This window comes from Paenibacillus sp. FSL P2-0089 (assembly GCF_038595095.1).
GTDB lineage: Bacteria > Bacillota > Bacilli > Paenibacillales > Paenibacillaceae > Paenibacillus_AQ > Paenibacillus_AQ silagei.
This window is the reverse complement of record NZ_CP152006.1, coordinates 6516319-6532468: the sequence shown is the minus strand read 5'-3', so window position 1 is coordinate 6532468 and position 16150 is coordinate 6516319. Positions and strand designations below refer to the sequence as shown.

At 47.7% G+C, this 16150-nt stretch carries 27 protein-coding genes; 20 read left to right on the top strand and 7 right to left on the bottom strand.

Going from position 1 to position 16150, the window contains the following annotated elements; genetic code table 11:
* The first annotated feature begins 64 nt into the window (after positions 1 to 64).
* Positions 65 to 502, top strand: coding sequence for a 50S ribosomal protein L13 (gene rplM, locus NST69_RS27760; protein WP_036721811.1), 438 nt, complete (start codon positions 65 to 67; stop codon positions 500 to 502).
* 20 nt (positions 503 to 522) lie between these two features.
* Positions 523 to 915, top strand: a complete 393-nt coding sequence (gene rpsI / locus NST69_RS27755; protein WP_036692433.1) for a 30S ribosomal protein S9 — start codon at positions 523 to 525, stop codon at positions 913 to 915.
* Positions 916 to 1007: 92 nt separating this feature from the next.
* Here rpsI and NST69_RS27750 read toward each other — a convergent pair whose 3' ends face one another.
* The 3 genes from NST69_RS27750 to NST69_RS27740 all read right to left on the bottom strand — a co-directional run bounded on the left by NST69_RS27750 (position 1008) and on the right by NST69_RS27740 (position 3569).
* Positions 1008 to 2207, bottom strand: a complete 1200-nt coding sequence (locus NST69_RS27750) for a site-specific integrase (protein WP_342547685.1) — start codon at positions 2205 to 2207, stop codon at positions 1008 to 1010.
* 12 nt (positions 2208 to 2219) lie between these two features.
* Positions 2220 to 3104, bottom strand: coding sequence for an ImmA/IrrE family metallo-endopeptidase (locus NST69_RS27745; protein ID WP_342547684.1), 885 nt, complete (start codon positions 3102 to 3104; stop codon positions 2220 to 2222).
* A 75-nt stretch (positions 3105 to 3179) separates the two neighbouring features.
* A complete protein-coding gene (locus NST69_RS27740) occupies positions 3180 to 3569 on the bottom strand; it encodes a helix-turn-helix transcriptional regulator (RefSeq protein ID WP_342547683.1) in 390 nt (129 codons plus the stop codon).
* 184 nt (positions 3570 to 3753) lie between these two features.
* On the opposite strand from NST69_RS27740, the gene NST69_RS27735 reads away from it, so the two are divergent.
* The 3 genes from NST69_RS27735 to NST69_RS27725 are packed head-to-tail and all read left to right on the top strand — an operon-like array spanning position 3754 to position 4549.
* On the top strand, positions 3754 to 3990 hold the full coding sequence (locus NST69_RS27735; RefSeq protein WP_342547682.1) for an XRE family transcriptional regulator: 237 nt from the start codon (positions 3754 to 3756) through the stop codon (positions 3988 to 3990).
* On the top strand, positions 3959 to 4276 hold the full coding sequence (locus NST69_RS27730; RefSeq protein WP_342547681.1) for a DUF771 domain-containing protein: 318 nt from the start codon (positions 3959 to 3961) through the stop codon (positions 4274 to 4276). Before NST69_RS27735 ends, NST69_RS27730 begins: the two co-directional genes overlap by 32 nt.
* A 45-nt stretch (positions 4277 to 4321) precedes the next feature.
* On the top strand, positions 4322 to 4549 hold the full coding sequence (locus NST69_RS27725; protein ID WP_342547680.1) for a hypothetical protein: 228 nt from the start codon (positions 4322 to 4324) through the stop codon (positions 4547 to 4549).
* Positions 4550 to 4602: 53 nt separating this feature from the next.
* Here the strand turns inward: NST69_RS27725 and NST69_RS27720 are convergent, their stop codons facing one another.
* Complete coding sequence (locus tag NST69_RS27720) at positions 4603 to 4965, bottom strand: HIRAN domain-containing protein (protein ID WP_342547679.1); 363 nt, start codon at positions 4963 to 4965, stop codon at positions 4603 to 4605.
* A gap of 82 nt (positions 4966 to 5047) precedes the next feature.
* On the opposite strand from NST69_RS27720, the gene NST69_RS27715 reads away from it, so the two are divergent.
* The 10 genes from NST69_RS27715 (at position 5048) to NST69_RS27670 (ending at position 9838) form a co-directional block, all read left to right on the top strand.
* On the top strand, positions 5048 to 5323 hold the full coding sequence (locus NST69_RS27715) for a hypothetical protein (protein WP_342547678.1): 276 nt from the start codon (positions 5048 to 5050) through the stop codon (positions 5321 to 5323).
* Positions 5320 to 6024 carry an ORF6N domain-containing protein gene (locus NST69_RS27710; RefSeq protein ID WP_342547677.1) on the top strand — a complete coding sequence of 235 codons (705 nt, stop codon included), beginning with the start codon at positions 5320 to 5322 and terminating at the stop codon, positions 6022 to 6024. Before NST69_RS27715 ends, NST69_RS27710 begins: the two co-directional genes overlap by 4 nt.
* A gap of 4 nt (positions 6025 to 6028) precedes the next feature.
* Positions 6029 to 6211 carry a hypothetical protein gene (locus tag NST69_RS27705; RefSeq protein WP_342547676.1) on the top strand — a complete coding sequence of 61 codons (183 nt, stop codon included), beginning with the start codon at positions 6029 to 6031 and terminating at the stop codon, positions 6209 to 6211.
* A 649-nt stretch (positions 6212 to 6860) separates the two neighbouring features.
* Entirely contained in the window at positions 6861 to 7805 is a 945-nt protein-coding gene (locus NST69_RS27700; protein ID WP_342547675.1) for a DnaD domain protein, read from the top strand.
* A gap of 89 nt (positions 7806 to 7894) precedes the next feature.
* Positions 7895 to 8017 (top strand): hypothetical protein, encoded by a 123-nt coding sequence (locus tag NST69_RS27695; RefSeq protein ID WP_342547674.1) that lies wholly within the window; start codon positions 7895 to 7897, stop codon positions 8015 to 8017.
* Complete coding sequence (locus NST69_RS27690; protein ID WP_342547673.1) at positions 8010 to 8312, top strand: hypothetical protein; 303 nt, start codon at positions 8010 to 8012, stop codon at positions 8310 to 8312. Before NST69_RS27695 ends, NST69_RS27690 begins: the two co-directional genes overlap by 8 nt.
* A gap of 29 nt (positions 8313 to 8341) precedes the next feature.
* On the top strand, positions 8342 to 8632 hold the full coding sequence (locus NST69_RS27685; RefSeq protein WP_342547672.1) for a hypothetical protein: 291 nt from the start codon (positions 8342 to 8344) through the stop codon (positions 8630 to 8632).
* 42 nt (positions 8633 to 8674) lie between these two features.
* Positions 8675 to 8938, top strand: coding sequence for a hypothetical protein (locus NST69_RS27680; protein WP_342547671.1), 264 nt, complete (start codon positions 8675 to 8677; stop codon positions 8936 to 8938).
* Positions 8939 to 9057: 119 nt separating this feature from the next.
* Positions 9058 to 9267, top strand: a complete 210-nt coding sequence (locus NST69_RS27675) for a hypothetical protein (protein WP_340947244.1) — start codon at positions 9058 to 9060, stop codon at positions 9265 to 9267.
* Positions 9224 to 9838 carry a sigma factor-like helix-turn-helix DNA-binding protein gene (locus tag NST69_RS27670; RefSeq protein WP_342547670.1) on the top strand — a complete coding sequence of 205 codons (615 nt, stop codon included), beginning with the start codon at positions 9224 to 9226 and terminating at the stop codon, positions 9836 to 9838. Before NST69_RS27675 ends, NST69_RS27670 begins: the two co-directional genes overlap by 44 nt.
* Before the next feature lie 117 nt (positions 9839 to 9955).
* Here the strand turns inward: NST69_RS27670 and NST69_RS27665 are convergent, their stop codons facing one another.
* The 3 genes from NST69_RS27665 to NST69_RS27655 form a co-directional block, all read right to left on the bottom strand.
* Positions 9956 to 10198, bottom strand: coding sequence for a helix-turn-helix domain-containing protein (locus NST69_RS27665; RefSeq protein ID WP_340947241.1), 243 nt, complete (start codon positions 10196 to 10198; stop codon positions 9956 to 9958).
* A 213-nt stretch (positions 10199 to 10411) separates the two neighbouring features.
* On the bottom strand, positions 10412 to 10549 hold the full coding sequence (locus tag NST69_RS27660) for a hypothetical protein (RefSeq protein ID WP_340947240.1): 138 nt from the start codon (positions 10547 to 10549) through the stop codon (positions 10412 to 10414).
* 147 nt (positions 10550 to 10696) lie between these two features.
* Complete coding sequence (locus NST69_RS27655) at positions 10697 to 10945, bottom strand: helix-turn-helix domain-containing protein (protein ID WP_340947239.1); 249 nt, start codon at positions 10943 to 10945, stop codon at positions 10697 to 10699.
* Between the two features lie 427 nt (positions 10946 to 11372).
* Between NST69_RS27655 and NST69_RS27650 the strand changes: the two genes are divergently transcribed.
* The 5 genes from NST69_RS27650 to NST69_RS27630 all read left to right on the top strand — a co-directional run bounded on the left by NST69_RS27650 (position 11373) and on the right by NST69_RS27630 (position 16105).
* Positions 11373 to 11735: an HNH endonuclease gene (locus tag NST69_RS27650; protein ID WP_342547669.1), complete on the top strand. Its 363-nt coding sequence runs from the start codon at positions 11373 to 11375 to the stop codon at positions 11733 to 11735.
* Between the two features lie 136 nt (positions 11736 to 11871).
* Positions 11872 to 12408 (top strand): phage terminase small subunit P27 family, encoded by a 537-nt coding sequence (locus tag NST69_RS27645; protein ID WP_342547668.1) that lies wholly within the window; start codon positions 11872 to 11874, stop codon positions 12406 to 12408.
* Entirely contained in the window at positions 12408 to 14147 is a 1740-nt protein-coding gene (locus NST69_RS27640; RefSeq protein WP_342547667.1) for a terminase TerL endonuclease subunit, read from the top strand. Before NST69_RS27645 ends, NST69_RS27640 begins: the two co-directional genes overlap by 1 nt.
* Positions 14148 to 14196: 49 nt before the next feature.
* Positions 14197 to 15570 carry a phage portal protein gene (locus NST69_RS27635; protein WP_342550228.1) on the top strand — a complete coding sequence of 458 codons (1374 nt, stop codon included), beginning with the start codon at positions 14197 to 14199 and terminating at the stop codon, positions 15568 to 15570.
* A complete protein-coding gene (locus NST69_RS27630) occupies positions 15515 to 16105 on the top strand; it encodes an HK97 family phage prohead protease (RefSeq protein WP_342547666.1) in 591 nt (196 codons plus the stop codon). Before NST69_RS27635 ends, NST69_RS27630 begins: the two co-directional genes overlap by 56 nt.
* Positions 16106 to 16150 lie beyond the last annotated feature (45 nt).

The window sequence follows — 16150 nt, the reverse complement described above, 5'->3', positions numbered from 1 at the left end:
TTCAATCGCGAAACAAGATATACGAAACAGATGATTTTCGTACGAGAACAAGGAGGAAAAATTCATGCGTACCACCTACATGGCGAAGCCGAACGAAGTTGAACGCAATTGGCACATCATTGATGCCGAAGGCAAAACACTTGGCCGTTTGGCAAGCGAAGCCGCTGCCCTGATCCGCGGCAAACACAAACCGCAATTCACTCCACACGTTGATACTGGTGATTTCGTAATTGTTATCAACGCTGAGAAGATTCACCTCACAGGTAAGAAAATGCAAAACAAGAAATACTACCGTCACTCGATGCACCCAGGTGGCTTGAAAGTTACCGTTGCGGAAGAACTGCTCAAGACCAAACCTGAGCGTATGATTGAATTCGCAGTTCATGGCATGATTCCTAAGACTCGTCAAGGTAATCACATGAAGCTGAGACTCAAAGTATATGCAGGCGCTGAACATCCACATGCAGCACAAAAACCTGAAGTTTACGAACTTCGCGGATAAGAATAAAGGAGGACAGTTTCATGGCACAAGTACAATACTATGGGACAGGTCGTCGTAAACATTCGGTAGCACGTGTTCGCCTTGTACCGGGTGAAGGACGCATTGTCATTAACAAACGTGAGATGGACGAATATTTCGGTGTTGAAACACTGAAGATGATCGTAAGACAACCTTTGAACCTGACTGAAACTCTGGGCAGCTACGATGTAATCGTACTTGCACATGGTGGCGGCATTTCTGGTCAAGCTGGCGCAATCCGTCACGGGATTTCCCGTGCATTGCTCAAAGTAGACCCTGAATATCGCGGTACGCTGAAGAAAGCCGGCTTCCTGACACGTGACCCACGTATGAAGGAACGTAAGAAATACGGCCTCAAAGCTGCTCGTCGCGCTCCACAGTTCTCGAAACGTTAAGAATCGCATAGCATCAAGGAATTTCAGCCCTTGGCCCTCGTGGTCAGGGGCTTTAATTTTGCCCTGTGGTAGTCCGTGACTCTATTTTGACTCTAATTATCCTCGCCATTATTGTTCATCACATCCGTGCCTGTTATTTTATCCTCTGACTCCATAAACTTCTCAAAGCGATCCGCAGTCTTTTCTTTAACAGTTCTAGTCACGTGCGTGTATATATTCATGGTCATTTTGATGTCGGAGTGCCCTAAACGTTCCTGGACCTCCTTTATGCTTGCCCCGGCTTCGAAGAGTAGCGAAGCATGGGTATGACGCAAACCGTGGACTGTGACAGGGTGTAGCGAGTGTACGCGGATTATCTCAGCCAGTTTGTCGTTAGGGTATGCTAGCCGTGTGGGTGTTCCGTCCTCTCTTGCAAAAATGTATCGGTCGTCTTTGGTGCCTATAGGTGCTACAGGGCCTCTGTTTTGCTCTGAGCGGTGCTTTCGGAGCAACCCAAGGGTTGTATCATCCAAACTCAGGATACGCCTAGAAGCGGCTGTCTTAGATGTTAGATCCATAAAGCCTGTCTTATCTTGAAATAAAGTTTTGTTTAGCGTCACGCTTTTGTTCTTAAAATCAATGTCATTCCAACGGAGTGCTAGAATTTCTCCTTTTCGCGCGCCGGTATAAATCAGTAGATGAAACATCATGTAGTCGCGCTGGGAGCATTCATTCTTAACAATCCCGAGGAATTTTCTTATTTCGTGCTTCTCCCAATAATTTCTCTGCAGATCATCTTCATTCGCTAAATGTTCATTTTCCCCCTTGGGGAGGACTACGCCCTTCATGGGATTGGTAGTTCTTATATCCATAAAGATGGCGTACTCAAATATCTGATTGGCATACATCTTCATGTTATCAATTGTTTTGATCTCTTTCGCCATCTTATTTATGACTTCCTGACAGTATGAGCGGGTGATATCTCGCATTTTGATCGCTCCAAAGTGGGGAAGCAGTTGCTTCTTGAATTTAGATAAAACAGCCTTCTTTGTGCTTGGTTTGAAATTTGGTGAATTAGTTTCGTACCATTGTTCATACACTTGCTGAAATGTTGTTGTTTTATCCTGGGAAACAAATGACCCGTCTGCCACTTCTTTTTCTGTTTGAGCTGCGTCCAGTTGAGCTTCTTTCTTTGTTTTGAATCCTCGTTTAGTAGACTTTTTTCGTTTTCCGGTTTCAGGGTTGATTCCAGCATAATACTGGTACATCCAACGAGGCCCGTCTTTAGTCGTATATTTTTGAAAACTAGCCAAAACAATTCCTCCTTACCATGATAGGTTTCGGGTCATAGCCTGATCCCGGGCAATCTTCATTTCTACATCGTTCATGTGAATAACAAAGCAGTTTTTCTTTAATCCATGCCTGTGCAAAAGCTGATGGACCTGCAGTGTAACTTTACTGTCAAAACAGATTACGTCGCTGCTGAGGGCAGGTACACATTCAATTTGCTGCATTTCTTCTAAATCAATCTCTGCAAGACGTTCCCCGATAGGCAATTCAATTTCCCGGCAGTTCATAAGGGTCCATTCATCTATGGTTACAACAAGTTGTGAAGGCCCGTCAGATATTCCAGAGGGGTCAAAATAGACGGCAAACTCCACAGGTTTACTCATAACTGTTTTCACCTCCTTTTTTAATTGGTATGTAGCCGCCGACTCTGCACACATGAGTGCTTCAAATTCTCGGCGTAAGATTTGTTCATACCGTTTACGTGCTTGTTCCATACTTACTGAAAAGGTTGAGGAAATTTGTTGTATAGCTTGTCCATGATCCGGGGGAAGATTTAATTCCTTAATCATGAAGAAGGGTAAGGAAGCATAAAGAACAAACAATTCTGCATCCTCTTCCTGATATTGAACAAAAGGAGAAGGTAAGGTTGCCTGGTTACCGGCGTGCCGTAACAAATGGCATAATTCGTGAAGAAAATCGTCTCTTTGCTCAAAAGATGATTTATGATCATTTAGAAAAATAATCCTCTTTCCGGTTTTCGTTTCATGAGATAGACTTTCTGAATTTAAAAACTTGATTGATATATCTAGTTTGTGCGCGATGAAGTCAGCACTTATGTCTTCAGGAATCAGAATCTGATTGTTGAGATAAAGCTGTTCTATGAAATATTCAAGATGAGTTTTTTTGTAATATTTAAACATGGTAACCCTCCTGTGAGATCGTATGTTCGTATGTATGGGTATGCAGAACCAGCCTGATAGCTGGTGCTACAGAAATTAATTATCATCTTCGGATGCGCGTTTAATTATCTCCCAGACCTTTTGCAGGTCTTTTTTACGTTTTTCGGGTGCATCTAAATAATCCTTGAAGAAAAGACCATGCTCTGGATTATTAATAAAGGCTTCAAACTCGGCAATATCACTAGCGCTCATAAATGAATCACCTTGATTGTTTTGCTCGGTTGGATTTGACATTTTTTCTAGTTCATCAATTGAAATTCCCAAGGCTTTTGTCACCTTTAGAACATTGTCAATAGCAGCTCCACCTAATCCTCTCGTTAACATCGACCTTAAAGTTGTGTATGGAAGACCTGCTTTTTCTGCAAAAGCTTTTGTATTAAGTCCAGATTCGTCTATCAGTCTTTTGACAACTTCTGCCCTACGCACGGCTAATCCTCCCTTAACGTATGTGGTGTACGTTATTTCGTATCTACATCCTAGTATATCCAGCTTCTTATAAAATGTAAATACTCATTTTCGTTTTTTTTATCTTTTTCAGGGTTGACTAAAGGCGAAATTGAGTATAATCTGACATTGCGATACGAAATTGAATATCGAGAGGAGGGAGAATATGTTCCCGAACTTGGAGGCAGAAATGGCTAGAAGAAAAATTAAAAAGGGGGATTTGCAAAAGGTTTTAGGGGTTCGATACGCAACTGTAGTGGATAAAACAAACGGGAAGACAAAGTTCACTTTGGAAGAAGCATTTGAAATAAAAAGAATTCTTTTTCCAGAATGTCCTATTGAATATCTTTTCTCGAAGGAGGGGAGGCATTATGGAAACACCAGTGATACAAGTTGTCATTGATCCCGATTATGTCCGGCAACTTGCTGAAGCTGAGATCAAGCGGCAAATGAAAGATCAAGGTTCAGGCATTTGGTGGGATATGAAGAGACTCGAAGCAGAAACGTGCCGAAAGCGCGATTGGCTCATTGCGAACATTTTGCTTAATCCAGCTTTCAAACAGGAAATGCGCTTTTGTTCTAATGGCGGTGAAGGCGGACGCTGGATGTTTCGGGCTTCTGAAATGAGTAAGTTTCTGGATATGAATTTTGAGGCGTTAAATAAGTCGCGCTCTAAGCTGATACGTTAATCAGCCATCATAACCACACTTTATAGACAAGAAGGAGGAAGAGAAATGTTCAGAAGACAGGCCAGAAAAAAGAAAGCCGCCAGAATGACGACCTTCGCACCTAAAATTATCATTTCATTATCGAATCCAGGCACACCACCGGGTATTGCAGAATTTGAAAAAGCGGTTCAGCAATCTGTGGAGCGAAATTTAAAGAGCGAAGCGGCGAAGGTTTCGGAGTTGATCCGGACCGGGAAGCTCACTCCTAATGAAGCAAGGGTAAAACTCGGGTAGCTTCCGTTCCCCGATCCAGAATTTAACGAAAAATTATTACAAAAGAGCATAAATCATTTTTCTTGAATTGTAATTATGCAGCCCAAAGAGGGCTTGTCTGTAGTGCCGCCAGTAATTTTTTTAATCTTTGCGGTCAATCGGGTTCCATTGTCTATTATCTCTGCAAGATCAATGGCATCGTCATCAGCAATGTGTCCTAGTTGTCCAACCTTAGACCACACTTCAATTGCGTTGGGATACTCCTTACTTCTTTTGCGTTTTAAAGTGATTTCTTGATTCATGGTGCATTTTTTTAACAAAGTCTGCCTATTCGTCCCATTTGAGTTATCAAAACTTACACCCACAACGCGATAATCGCTATCAATATCATTCATTGTGAGTTTTTGATGTTTTTTTCCAAAAAGCCACTCAAACATATAATCACACCTTCCACAGAATTTGTAGTCTGGACAACTTTCATTCTAAAGGTAGAGGGAACATTTGGAAAGGAGCTTTGAAATGGTCAAGAAGCCTCGTAACGCTTCAATCTATGGATTACAGCACCAAATTCTCAACAGAAATTGGAGCAGCAAGCAGCGTCAGAAGCAGAATAATGACGCCTACGTTATAAAAATGACCCTGCAATCCTGCTTGGACGCCGGAGCACCGCCGGACCTACTACGGCAGATCATCGCCATGTACCGCCGGCATTACGCAGGGTATAAAGAGATGCAATTAGTAATCAATGATTTAGAAGTTCGTTACATCACATCACTGGAGGGATATACACCATGACCCAAATCGTACAAATTCAGGTTAACCAAAGTCAGCAACAACTTGCCGTCAAAGAGTTTGGAGGTAAACGGATCGTCACTTTTAAAGACATTGATGATCTTCATCGGCGGCCAGAAGGAACCGCAAGCCGCAATTTCCGAGCCAACAAAGAGAAGTTCATCTCCGGGGAAGATTACTGGCATCTCCAAAACCAGGAAGCTGCGAATTTTGCGACGACGAATATCGTCGGCACAAACCCATCAAAGACCCGGGAGCTCATTCTGCTAACTGAGTCTGGATATTTGATGTTGGTCAAGTCTTTCACTGATGATCTTGCCTGGAAGGTGCAACGTCAGTTGGTGAATAGCTATTTCAGGGGACAAGCCTCTTCGCGCGAATCGTTGCGCTCTTTGATGGCGGCCACACATAACCTGCTTGCAGGTCAGGAGATCATCAATGAACGGCTGGAGGATGTAGAGCACAAGCTTGAGACTCAAATCACGCTGGACAGTGGGCAGCAGCGCCGCCTGCAGAGGTCAATTAACCAACGAGTGTGTGCGATTGAGCAAATTAAAGAAGCCCGCGGGGAATGGTTCCGGCAGCTCCATAAGGAAATCAAGGACCGCTGGAGCGTCAGCAGCTACAAAGATGTGCTTAAGCATGATCTGCAGGAAGTGATGAACTATGTTGCAGCCTGGGTGCCTATCCGGCGGGAGGAGTAGGACAATGATGGAGGGTGTGAAGGAATGCCGTTATCAAATGCGTTTTTGGCTGGAAGCCAGCAAAGATGCAAGAATGCGGGGGGATGAAATTAATGAGCAACATGCTATTCAGATGTTTAGGCGGCACCGGGATGATTTGCTCACCATCTGGAGCGGCTCAGTGGAAAGCGCCGCACAATGTGGATAATCTGTGGACAAATGAAAAACAGCCCAACGGGTTAGGAGCCGTGGACTGTAGCTTGACAAAATATATTACCGTGATTTTATCAGGGATTAGGGGGGAAAGCAATGAAAAAAGCAGATAAGGAGAAATTTGTAATTGTCGGAACCTGTGCAAATCTGGATTGCCGTCGGTTAATCCTTTTCGGTCAGTCCGCTGTACGTTGTGGGAATGTGCTTTGCTGCAATTATTCATGTCTTAATCAGCACATGTTTGGCGGTACCCGCCGTGGTTAGCTTCGGGTTCCATCCTGTCCCGAAACCGAAGCATAAGCGTAATAAGCCAACCGCCAAACAGCGAGGGGCAATTAGCAAGGAAGTATACTCGGCGGCGTTGGAGAGATCCGGCGGCCGCTGCGAACAATGCGGAAGCACGGAAGGCCTACAATGCGCCCACCTGCTACGTCGCTGGCAGATTGAAGGAGAAACCACCGTTAATGATGTCGCCATGCTCTGTGGTCCCAGTGTCAACAGCGGTACATGCCACCATTATGTGGACTATACTGCTGGCGGCAAACAGTGGGCGTTAAATAAAAGGACGGAATTTTATTCCCGTTCATTCCCGGAAACTCCGGGAAATTCTCGTAACGACACGGAAGACAAAGGATGTGTGGATGATGGCTGAAAAAAGAATGATTTCTAAAGTTATTTCTATTTCGGAAAAAGTAAATGAGTTGCCAGATATATTCGACATGCTTCTTTTCACATGGATGATCCCGCACACAGACGATTTTGGTCGTCTGGCCGGATCGCCGGGTAAGGTAAAGGGCTTGGTGGTTCCAATGCTGGATAAAACGAAGCGAGAAATAGCCGATTCATTGCGGAGATTAGACGAATATGGGCTGATTCACTGGTACGAAGTAGGTGGCGAAATGTTCATTCAAATCATCCAATTTGATAAGCATCAGCAAGGGCTGCACAAGAGAACGAATCCTAAGTTCCCGGCATTTCCGGGAACTTCCGGGAACTTCCCGAATATTCCCTCTGAACTTAATAGAACTGAAGAGAACTTAACTGAAGAGAACTTAACAGAAGAGAAGAGAAGAGAACAAGAACAGAACAGAAACGAAGGCAGCATCGAGGCTGCGCCCGATTCCACAGAAGATGAATACCTTTATGGTGGTGGTCCTCTTCCATCGGTTCCCGATGCTTTTAGAATGTTTGAAAACGAAGGATTCGGTACCATCAGCGATGTGACCAAACAGCATATCAACGAGTTTATCCAGGATTATACCGAACGGTGGCTTTGCGAGGCTCTGAAAAAGGCTGTATTAGCCGGGAAACGGAATTTGGGTTATGTGCAGGGCATCCTTAAGCGCTGGAAGTCCGAGGGCATTGACGAACCTTGGACCAAGGACAAGCCGCCCGAGCAGACAGGCGGCAGGGGGCCGCGCGGAGGGTACAGCGGTAAGCCACATATTGAGGTCGTCAAGCCGACAACGGACGGCCCCACTCCCGAGGATATCGCCCTGCAGCAGAAGCTTCTTGCGGAGCTACAGGCAAAAAAAGAAGCGAAGCTCCAGCAGGAAGAGCGGGATAGAGGGGAGAGGAAGATCCTTTGAGGAAAACGTGCTCAGTACCCACCTGTCAGCTTGACGCCACAACGAGATGGGCAACCGTCCCGGTGTGTCGGCACTGCTGGGAAATCATCATGCAAGAACAGTTAGAGTACTATGCTGGCAAGCTTCAAGAGCATGAACGCTGCCGCTACGTTCGTATCCGGCATCTGACACCGCTCTGGCCGATTCTTCGGAGGGAAATGGGCTATGGCTGATCAAAACGGATGGCTGTCCTGCTCCGAGGTTACGGCCTGCGGGCTGCCCGTTTACATCACAGGTGGCCCCGGATGGCGCCCGGCGCGGCCGGAGGGTTGGATATTCCTTCCCCGTTACCGCTGCGCTGAGCTCGGGGCGCACGTTGCAGCATGGGAGCAGCCAGCAGCTTATCTTCATGTTCCGAAGGCGATCCCGCCGAACAGTTATGCCCCGCTATATGCCCGGGGACCTGAGCAAATCGACAGAAACCGGCTTACGCCCGGCGAGCAGGCCGAAGCGGATCGAGGATCATGATTCTGGTGTGCTTGGAGTGCGCCACGGATATGCAGGAAATCAAGTCAAATACCTACCACTGCCCCTGCTGCGGCTGGGGAGCGGAGCAATTAACCATTGAAGGAGGAAATGCATTGAATACAACCCCTATTCCGCCTGAAGTACAGCAAGCTTGGGATACCGTTGCGAAATATTTGGAAGGGAGACCTGAATTCTCTTTTTCAATTTCTCCCTGGTATAACAGCGGTGAACCTGATGAAAGAGCATCCTACACTATCGAAACCTTTGAAGGTGAACGAATCCAGACGGTTATCGCTTCTGTCGTGATTCATGGGGAGTAGATTGCTGCAGCAGTGACGTATATAGCGAAGGAAGGTGAAAGAGTGAAACCCTCTGAAAGGTTGTCTCCAGACGAACAGGAAGAATATATTTTAATCGCTAATACATGTACGAATTATGAAGCCCTGTATGGTTGGAAAGTTGGGACTGTATTGAAACGAGTTTCAATTTGGTACGGATCAAATGGATGCGGTAAGAACCTGAAACAAGCATATTTTGTTCCTGCAGATTCAAACCGTTGTAGCAGTCACATTGTATGGAGCGACCATATCAAGGGAGTAACTGGGCAGCTGGTGATGGATTTTTAGTTTCCCAGTCCGAGAAAATGATGCATTAGGGCCGGAGGCCTCCGAGACCGACCGAATTACCCAGCGTAGCGGGGGCCGCCAGCCTGTGAACTTATCCTTATAAGGAGGAACATACCCCTATGATTATAAAGACCACACAGAGCCTTACAGCGGCTACAGGACACATCGTATCTGGCGTATCCTTTAGAGCCAAACGGGAGCGGGACGGATACCGGATCAACTTAGGGGAGCACAGCGGTATCTTTGTGCCGGGCAACGCAGCGTTCATTTTGAGTGATCTGCAGAATGAGCCAGATGGACGCCGCCGCCGTGGCACACGCAATGACTGACCTGCTTGCGAGCTATGAAGAGACTAAGCGGGGGCTGAACAGGAAGCTTGCTCAGTTGGAGAAGGAATTGGAACCACTCAAAGAACGGCTGAAGGTAGCTGAGACCAAACAGGAGCGGGACGAGCTGCGGAAGCAAATGGAACCTATCAAGCTGGAGAAGAACGCCATAGCGGCCAGCGTGAGCGACTTGGAATACAGTATCGAATGGATGGAGACCGGATATCCGCCGGGTTACCGCAGGCCGATGGAGCGGCGCAGCATATCACAGCGGACGAAGGTATGGGACCCGCAATGGATGGAATACCTGACCGACTATGAATTTGAGTTTGAGCCTGCAGAGGTAGGCCGGCCATTAACCCGAGAAGAAGAGTGGAAGATTGAAGATGCCCTGCGGAATCTCTCGGACCGGGAGCGGCAATGTTATGTGCTTCATCACGCTATCGGAATGTCCATGCAGAGCATAGCGAATGAAATGGACATCAAGAAGGGTTCAGTTCAGGTAATGTTGCAGCGGGCAGACCAGAAGATAGCATTCAACAAAGCAAATAACCTATTTTTATTTTGTATGTGATTTTCTGTCTTACGGTTGCCACCTATAGTTGTAAGCCATTGATAATAATATATTAATATGTTTTTGACGGGTGGGAGTCGCTGGAAGGCGGCTCTTTTTGCACAAAAAAGCCCGGCATCATTCACCGGGCGCAATTTTCTTCGTATGGTAGGCTTTAGCTGCTTCCTTCCGCTCCAGGAGATCAGAGCGAAAGAATAGACGTTCGCGTCCTGTTTCTTTGACTGGCTTAAGCTTGCCGTTCTTCACGAAGCCGTGGATATTTTGCCGAGAGGATTCCAGTATCTCCATCGCTTCCGAGACGCCGCAGACTTCGCGGGAGATCCATTCCGCTAATTCTTCTTTACTGTTGAAAGTGTACATTACCAACCCACCTTTGCCAGGGTGATAATAGTGAGCAGCAAGGCAATGACACTGAAGGCGAAGGCGATAAGAATAAGAGTTTCATACGTCTTTTTGGTCATGTTGACAGCTCCTTTAACCTTAGATTTAAACTATGTTATAATGTGAAGTGAAAGACGCTCTTTATTGTCTCCCTACTTCTCAGCCCCTTGCGGGGCCGAGTTTCAGGCTGTGCTACTTAAGTAGCACTTTGGCAATGGCGATGATCGAGAGGACCAAAGCTAGGAATGAGTTGATCAAAACGATGATTGCAGTCACCGCTTTGATGCGCTCAACTCTTTCCTCAGAGCGTCTTTCGCTTCTTGATTTCAATGTTATCACCTCCTCTCTTTATATATTAATTATACCACGATACTTAACGATTGTAAAGTATGTATTTGGATTTGTCCTGTCTATTGACGGGACTTTTTTATTTACAAGGTTGCTGAAAGTGCTTCTTTGCATAAAGAAAGCCCGGCGTCATTCACCGGGCTTGTCTGCTTTAGGTTTGCGATTGTAGGAACTGACAGACTCCTGTAGCTCCAGCAAATCAGAGCGAAGGAAAAGGCGGTCACGGCCGACAGTCTTCACAGGGACAAGCCGGCCCTTCTGAACAAAGTTATGAAGATTCTGCCGTGTGCAGTTCATAATCTCCATGGCTTCCGAGGTGAAGAGGATATTCTCAGAAACCCATTCATTCATTTCCTGCTGGTCTTTAAATGGCGTCATTACCATTTCACCGCCAGAATAATCAGGTTAATGATACTAATGACCAGTGTGGCATACGTTACCATATTTGTGGTCTTTTGAGTCATATTTAATCACTCCTGTCATTATGCTATACTGGAAGAAAGACAGCCCTTGTTATTCATCCCCTACCGCCTGGCCCCTTGCGGGGCCGAGGTTTCGGGTTGCACTACTTCAGGAGTAGTTTGATGAGGGTGAGGATTTGGACAATCAAGCTGATGATGCCAGTCACCGACTTGATTTTGTTGTCCCTTTCCTCTTTCTGTCTTTCCTTGTCTTCATTATCATCACCTCCTTATATATACATTATAGCATTTTGATTAACGTATGTCAATCAAATAATGAAAATAGTCCGGTCATTTGATCGGGTTTTTTTGTGTTCAATAACAGGAGAGGGGGAAGGTAGGGGATGCCTAGCAAGCCTATGCGGCCCTGTGGGAAGCCCGGATGCAGGGAACTGGTGAGTAAGGGCGGGTGCTGTGACAAGCACCGGCAGGAGCGGGAGCAGCGCAGAGGGACAGCAGCAAGCCGTGGCTATGGCCACAAGTGGAAGAAGGAACGACTAGAGTATCTGAAGCAACACCCGCTGTGCGTAGTCTGTAAGGCTGCGGGCGTGGTAGAAGCTGCAACAGTAGTCGATCATATTATTCCGCACAAGGGTGACGACAAGCTGTTCTGGCGCCGTGGTAACTGGCAGCCGCTCTGCGCTTCCCATCACAGTGAGAAGACAGCCAGAGAAGACGGTGGATTCGGAAATAAAATATTTTTTTAATTTTTTTCTTTTTGAAAAATATTTCAGACCCCGGGGGCCCCAGAAAAAAAATATTTTTTGGCCCCTAAGAGACCGCATCGGAGTTTAATTTATATAAAGTTCCCCACTGAAAAGTTCGGGAAGGAGGTTTTTGTAAATGGCTGGGAAAAGGCAACCGATAGATCTGCTGCTGTACAAGGGAAAAAAGAACCTGACCAAACAGGAGATCGAGACAAGAAAAAAGCAGGAAGTGAAGGCGCCCGCCGATAAAATCCGGGCGCCTTCTTATTTGTCCAAGGAGCATAAGCGGGATTTCAACAAAATTTCGAAGGAACTGGAACGGATCGGCATCATGTCGAATTTGGATGTAGACGCTTTGGCGCGGTATATCATTTCCCGGCAGATGTATCTTGACGTAACCGAGGCGCTACTCAATCGGAAGCCCATTGTTCAGTATGAGGTGAAGGAGAATGACGATGTGGACGGGGAACTGATCCCCAATACAACCATCAAGGAAGCAGCCAGCGGGGTCTATGCAGATTTATTGCTGAACCAGGACAAGTTGTTCAAACAGTGCAGACAAGCGGCTGCTGATTTGGGTATGACGATTGCTTCGCGGTGCCGGTTGGTAATTCCGGAAGGACCCGAAAAGGGGGAACCTTCCGAATTTGAACAAAAGTTTGGTGATGTATAATGCTAGGCCTGAAACACTGGATGATGAGCTACTGCTACGATGTCATTCATGACGATGTGCCAGCGTGCCAGAAGCACAAGCAGGCGTGTGAACGATTCCTCCGAGATATGGACCGCGCCGGAAGCAAGGAGTTCCCTTATGTCTTTGATGAAGACCGGGCGATGCGATTCTTTGAATGGATGAACCTATTCCGGCACACCAAGGGAGTGCTTAAAGGCGAACGGCTGCAGCCGCATGACATTCAGGTTTTTGTCTTCGGTAACGTATACGGCTGGGTGGACATGAACAAAGGCTACCGCCGATTTCGTAAGGCGTACTGGCAAGTAGGCCGGAAGAATGCGAAGTCTCAGACGCTGGGATGTGTTGCAACGTATGAGGCTATGGCCTTTGGTGAGGGCATGTCCGAGGTCTATATTGGGGCTACCAAGTCTGAACAGGCGAAAATCGTTTACAAGGAAGCCAAGGCCATGCTTGCAGGCTGCCCAGAGCTGAAGGGGAAATGGCGGGAGGCATACGGAAGGATTACACACACCAAAACGGACTCCGTGATACGCGCCCTGTCCAAAGAAGACCAGAAGACCGGAGACGGCTTGAACCCGCAGGCGGCCATCATTGACGAATATCACGCCCACCTGACCACGGAGATTTACGACGTCCTGGATTCCGGGATGGTGGCGCGACCGCAGCCTTTGCTGATGGTCATTACCACTGCCGGGGATGTCAGCGGGCCTTGCTACCGTGTGGAATATGATTATGTGTCCCGCCTGCTTGATCCGGCCGACCAAGCCGAGAATGAGCAGTATTTTGTCATGGTCAATGAGCTGGACAAAGACGAAGAAGGGAACCTGATCGATGATATCCGCGATGAAAAGGCTTGGCTCAAGGCGAACCCTATTGCGGCATCGTATCCCGAAGGACTCAACAATATCCGGGCGCGTATGAATGAGGCATTGGAGAAGCCGGAAGCAATGGACGACTTTCTCACCAAAAACATGAATGTGTGGATGGCGACGGGAGAGAAAAAATATCTGCGGGCTGACCGGTGGAAGTCCTGCGGCGCTTCGGAAGAGGTTCCCTTCCCGGAACTTCGCGGCAAGCTGGGCTATTTGGGTGTGGATTTATCATCAAAGATTGACTTAACAAGCGTTGGGTTTGTGTTCCCGTTGGACGATAGGCGTTATGCGGTCCTGGGTCATTCCTTTATGCCAGAGGAAACCCTGCTTCAGCGGGAGAAGAAGGACAAGGTTCCTTACAGCCGTTGGGTGCGGGAGGGGTGGCTAACCGCGACGCCGGGCGCAGTAGTGGATTATCGCTTTGTACAAGCCTACGTCCTGGAACAGATCGAAGCGAACGGGTGGAAGGTGCAAGAGAACTGTTTCGACCCGTACAACGCCACTCAGTTCGCGCAGAACATGGAAACAGAGGGATTCATCCCTGTTGAGATCCGTCAGGGGATAAAGACGCTTGGCGAACCTACCAAGTCCTTCCGAGACAGCGTCTTAGAAAAGAAAATTATCCACGACAATGATCCTGTCATTGCTTGGGCCTTTGGGAATGCCATAGCCCGGGCAGATCACAATGACAATATCATGCTGGATAAACAGAAATCCCGGCAGCGGATTGACCCCGCAGCCTCTATCATAAATGCATTTGTTCGGGCGATGTTTGATACGGAGGACACATCATCGGATGTATCAGAGTTCAGCAAAGAAGATTTCTTAAAGAAACTATGGGGCTAATGCCTTGGAGGGAGGGGGTGCATGTGTGAGACAGAATTTTTTAACGCGAATGTTTGGTTTTGGCCGGAACGAAGCGGAAACGCGAAGCTATGAAGTGGGCCTGAACGACCGGAAGCTGCTGGAATGGCTGGGTTTGGATGTGGGGCCGGGCGAAGTCAATATCAAAGGCTGGAACGCCCTGAAGGTGGACACGGTGTATGCCTGTATTAAGGTGCTGTCGGATGCTATATCCAAGCTGCCGCTTAAAGTGTACCAGGAGGACGATTCCGGGATTACCAAGTCAGCGAAACATTACTTGTACCGGCTGCTGAAACTGCGGCCGAATCCGTATATGTCGGCTGCGGACTTTTGGAAGGCGATCGAAGCCAACCGAGCCATGGGGAACGCCTATGCTTCTATTGAATTTGATAAGCGGACCGGCAGAGTGGTCGGGCTGTGGCCGATGGATGCCAGCAAAGTCCGGGTGATTGTGGATGATGCCGGGATCTTGTCAGACCCGACGCTGCGCATTGTATCCAGCCAGACCCGGTTATGGTACGAGGTGGACATAGGCAACGGTCAAAAGCGTAAGCTGCTGCCGGACGAGGTGCTGCATTTCAAGGGCAGCATTACGCTGGACGGCTTGGTGGGCGTGCATACGATGGATTACCTGCGAACGTCCGCCGAAAATGCGGCTTCCGCAGGCAAGTTTATCAACAATTTCTACAAACAGGGCCTCCAGGTGAAGGGCTTGGTGCAATATACCGGCTCCTTGGATGATGGGGCCAAAAAGGTATTCATTGATAATTTTGAAAGCATGACATCGGGACTTAAGAACAGTCACCGAGTCGCAATGATGCCTTACGGCTATCAGTTCACGCCGATATCCATCAGCATGGCGGACGCGCAGTTTCTCCAGAACACTGAACTGACGTTTCGGCAGATTGCCAATGCCTTCGGCGTCAAGATGCACCAATTGAACGACTTGGCGAAGGCCACATACAGCAATGTGGAGCAGCAGCAGCTTGCATTCTATTCCGACACTCAGCAGTCGATTCTTACCACTTATGAACAGGAGCTTTCCTACAAACTGTTCATGGATTCGGAGCTGGACGACGGGTATTATTGCAAATTCAACGTGGATTCTATCCTTCGTGCCGACCTAAAAACCCGGTACGAAGCCCATGGCAAGGGAATTGAAAAGGGCTTTATTACCCCGAATGAGGCGCGGGCTGCTGAAGATAAACCACCGATGCCGGGCGGGGATCAATTGCTATTCAACGGCAATGTGATTCCGTTGACCATGGCAGGCCAGCAATACGTGAAGGGGGGTGAAGAAACTGAGCCAGAAGAAGACGAACCCGACTCCGACGAAGGAGAAGCGGGCAATGCCGGTGAAACTGGAGATCCGGGAGACGGAAGCGACGGAGGAGCAGCCGAGTAAGCGAACCATCACCGGCGCGATTAAGTATGAGAGCGACAGCGAAACAATGCGGGACTGGTACGGTGATGAATTTGTGGAACAAATTGCCGCCGGTGCGTTTGATGAGAGTCTAGCTGCCCGGGATGTCGTCGGCCTATGGTCGCATGATACCTCACAGGTGCTAGGCAATACCAAGAGCGGTACGCTGCGGCTCCTGAGCGGTAAGCAGGAGCTACGATTTGAGCTGGACCTGCCGGACACTACATCCGGGAATGATGCTTTTGCCATTATCCAGCGCGGGGATGTGGACGGCGTATCCTTCGGGATGCGTGTCACTAAGGAGAAATGGGCATCCGAAACCCGAGAGGATAAAAGCAAGCTCTACAAACGGTCCATCCTGAACGCAGAGCTGTACGAGATCTCCCCGGTTGCCTTCCCGGCCTATCCGGCAAATGAGGTTTCCGCCCGGAGTCTGGAGGATTATAAAGCCAGCGAACAGCGTGCCGCCGATCAGTTGTTAAAACAGAAAATGTTGATTGAGCTGGAGCTGATCTGATCGGCTCTTTTTGTTTGACCAAAAACCATTATACGGAGGGTTACA

Coding starts and splice junctions, on each gene's coding strand:
- rplM (WP_036721811.1), top strand. CDS start 65: ATGCGTACCACCTACATGGCGAAGCCGAACGAAGTTGAACGCAATTGG.
- rpsI (WP_036692433.1), top strand. CDS start 523: ATGGCACAAGTACAATACTATGGGACAGGTCGTCGTAAACATTCGGTA.
- NST69_RS27745 (WP_342547684.1), bottom strand. CDS start 3,104: ATGTTTAAATATTACAAAAAAACTCATCTTGAATATTTCATAGAACAG.
- NST69_RS27735 (WP_342547682.1), top strand. CDS start 3,754: ATGTTCCCGAACTTGGAGGCAGAAATGGCTAGAAGAAAAATTAAAAAG.
- NST69_RS27730 (WP_342547681.1), top strand. CDS start 3,959: ATGGAAACACCAGTGATACAAGTTGTCATTGATCCCGATTATGTCCGG.
- NST69_RS27725 (WP_342547680.1), top strand. CDS start 4,322: ATGTTCAGAAGACAGGCCAGAAAAAAGAAAGCCGCCAGAATGACGACC.
- NST69_RS27720 (WP_342547679.1), bottom strand. CDS start 4,965: ATGTTTGAGTGGCTTTTTGGAAAAAAACATCAAAAACTCACAATGAAT.
- NST69_RS27715 (WP_342547678.1), top strand. CDS start 5,048: ATGGTCAAGAAGCCTCGTAACGCTTCAATCTATGGATTACAGCACCAA.
- NST69_RS27710 (WP_342547677.1), top strand. CDS start 5,320: ATGACCCAAATCGTACAAATTCAGGTTAACCAAAGTCAGCAACAACTT.
- NST69_RS27705 (WP_342547676.1), top strand. CDS start 6,029: ATGATGGAGGGTGTGAAGGAATGCCGTTATCAAATGCGTTTTTGGCTG.
- NST69_RS27700 (WP_342547675.1), top strand. CDS start 6,861: ATGGCTGAAAAAAGAATGATTTCTAAAGTTATTTCTATTTCGGAAAAA.
- NST69_RS27695 (WP_342547674.1), top strand. CDS start 7,895: ATGCAAGAACAGTTAGAGTACTATGCTGGCAAGCTTCAAGAGCATGAA.
- NST69_RS27690 (WP_342547673.1), top strand. CDS start 8,010: ATGGCTGATCAAAACGGATGGCTGTCCTGCTCCGAGGTTACGGCCTGC.
- NST69_RS27685 (WP_342547672.1), top strand. CDS start 8,342: ATGCAGGAAATCAAGTCAAATACCTACCACTGCCCCTGCTGCGGCTGG.
- NST69_RS27675 (WP_340947244.1), top strand. CDS start 9,058: ATGATTATAAAGACCACACAGAGCCTTACAGCGGCTACAGGACACATC.
- NST69_RS27670 (WP_342547670.1), top strand. CDS start 9,224: ATGAGCCAGATGGACGCCGCCGCCGTGGCACACGCAATGACTGACCTG.
- NST69_RS27665 (WP_340947241.1), bottom strand. CDS start 10,198: ATGTACACTTTCAACAGTAAAGAAGAATTAGCGGAATGGATCTCCCGC.
- NST69_RS27655 (WP_340947239.1), bottom strand. CDS start 10,945: ATGACGCCATTTAAAGACCAGCAGGAAATGAATGAATGGGTTTCTGAG.
- NST69_RS27650 (WP_342547669.1), top strand. CDS start 11,373: ATGCCTAGCAAGCCTATGCGGCCCTGTGGGAAGCCCGGATGCAGGGAA.
- NST69_RS27645 (WP_342547668.1), top strand. CDS start 11,872: ATGGCTGGGAAAAGGCAACCGATAGATCTGCTGCTGTACAAGGGAAAA.
- NST69_RS27640 (WP_342547667.1), top strand. CDS start 12,408: ATGCTAGGCCTGAAACACTGGATGATGAGCTACTGCTACGATGTCATT.
- NST69_RS27635 (WP_342550228.1), top strand. CDS start 14,197: ATGTTTGGTTTTGGCCGGAACGAAGCGGAAACGCGAAGCTATGAAGTG.
- NST69_RS27630 (WP_342547666.1), top strand. CDS start 15,515: ATGCCGGTGAAACTGGAGATCCGGGAGACGGAAGCGACGGAGGAGCAG.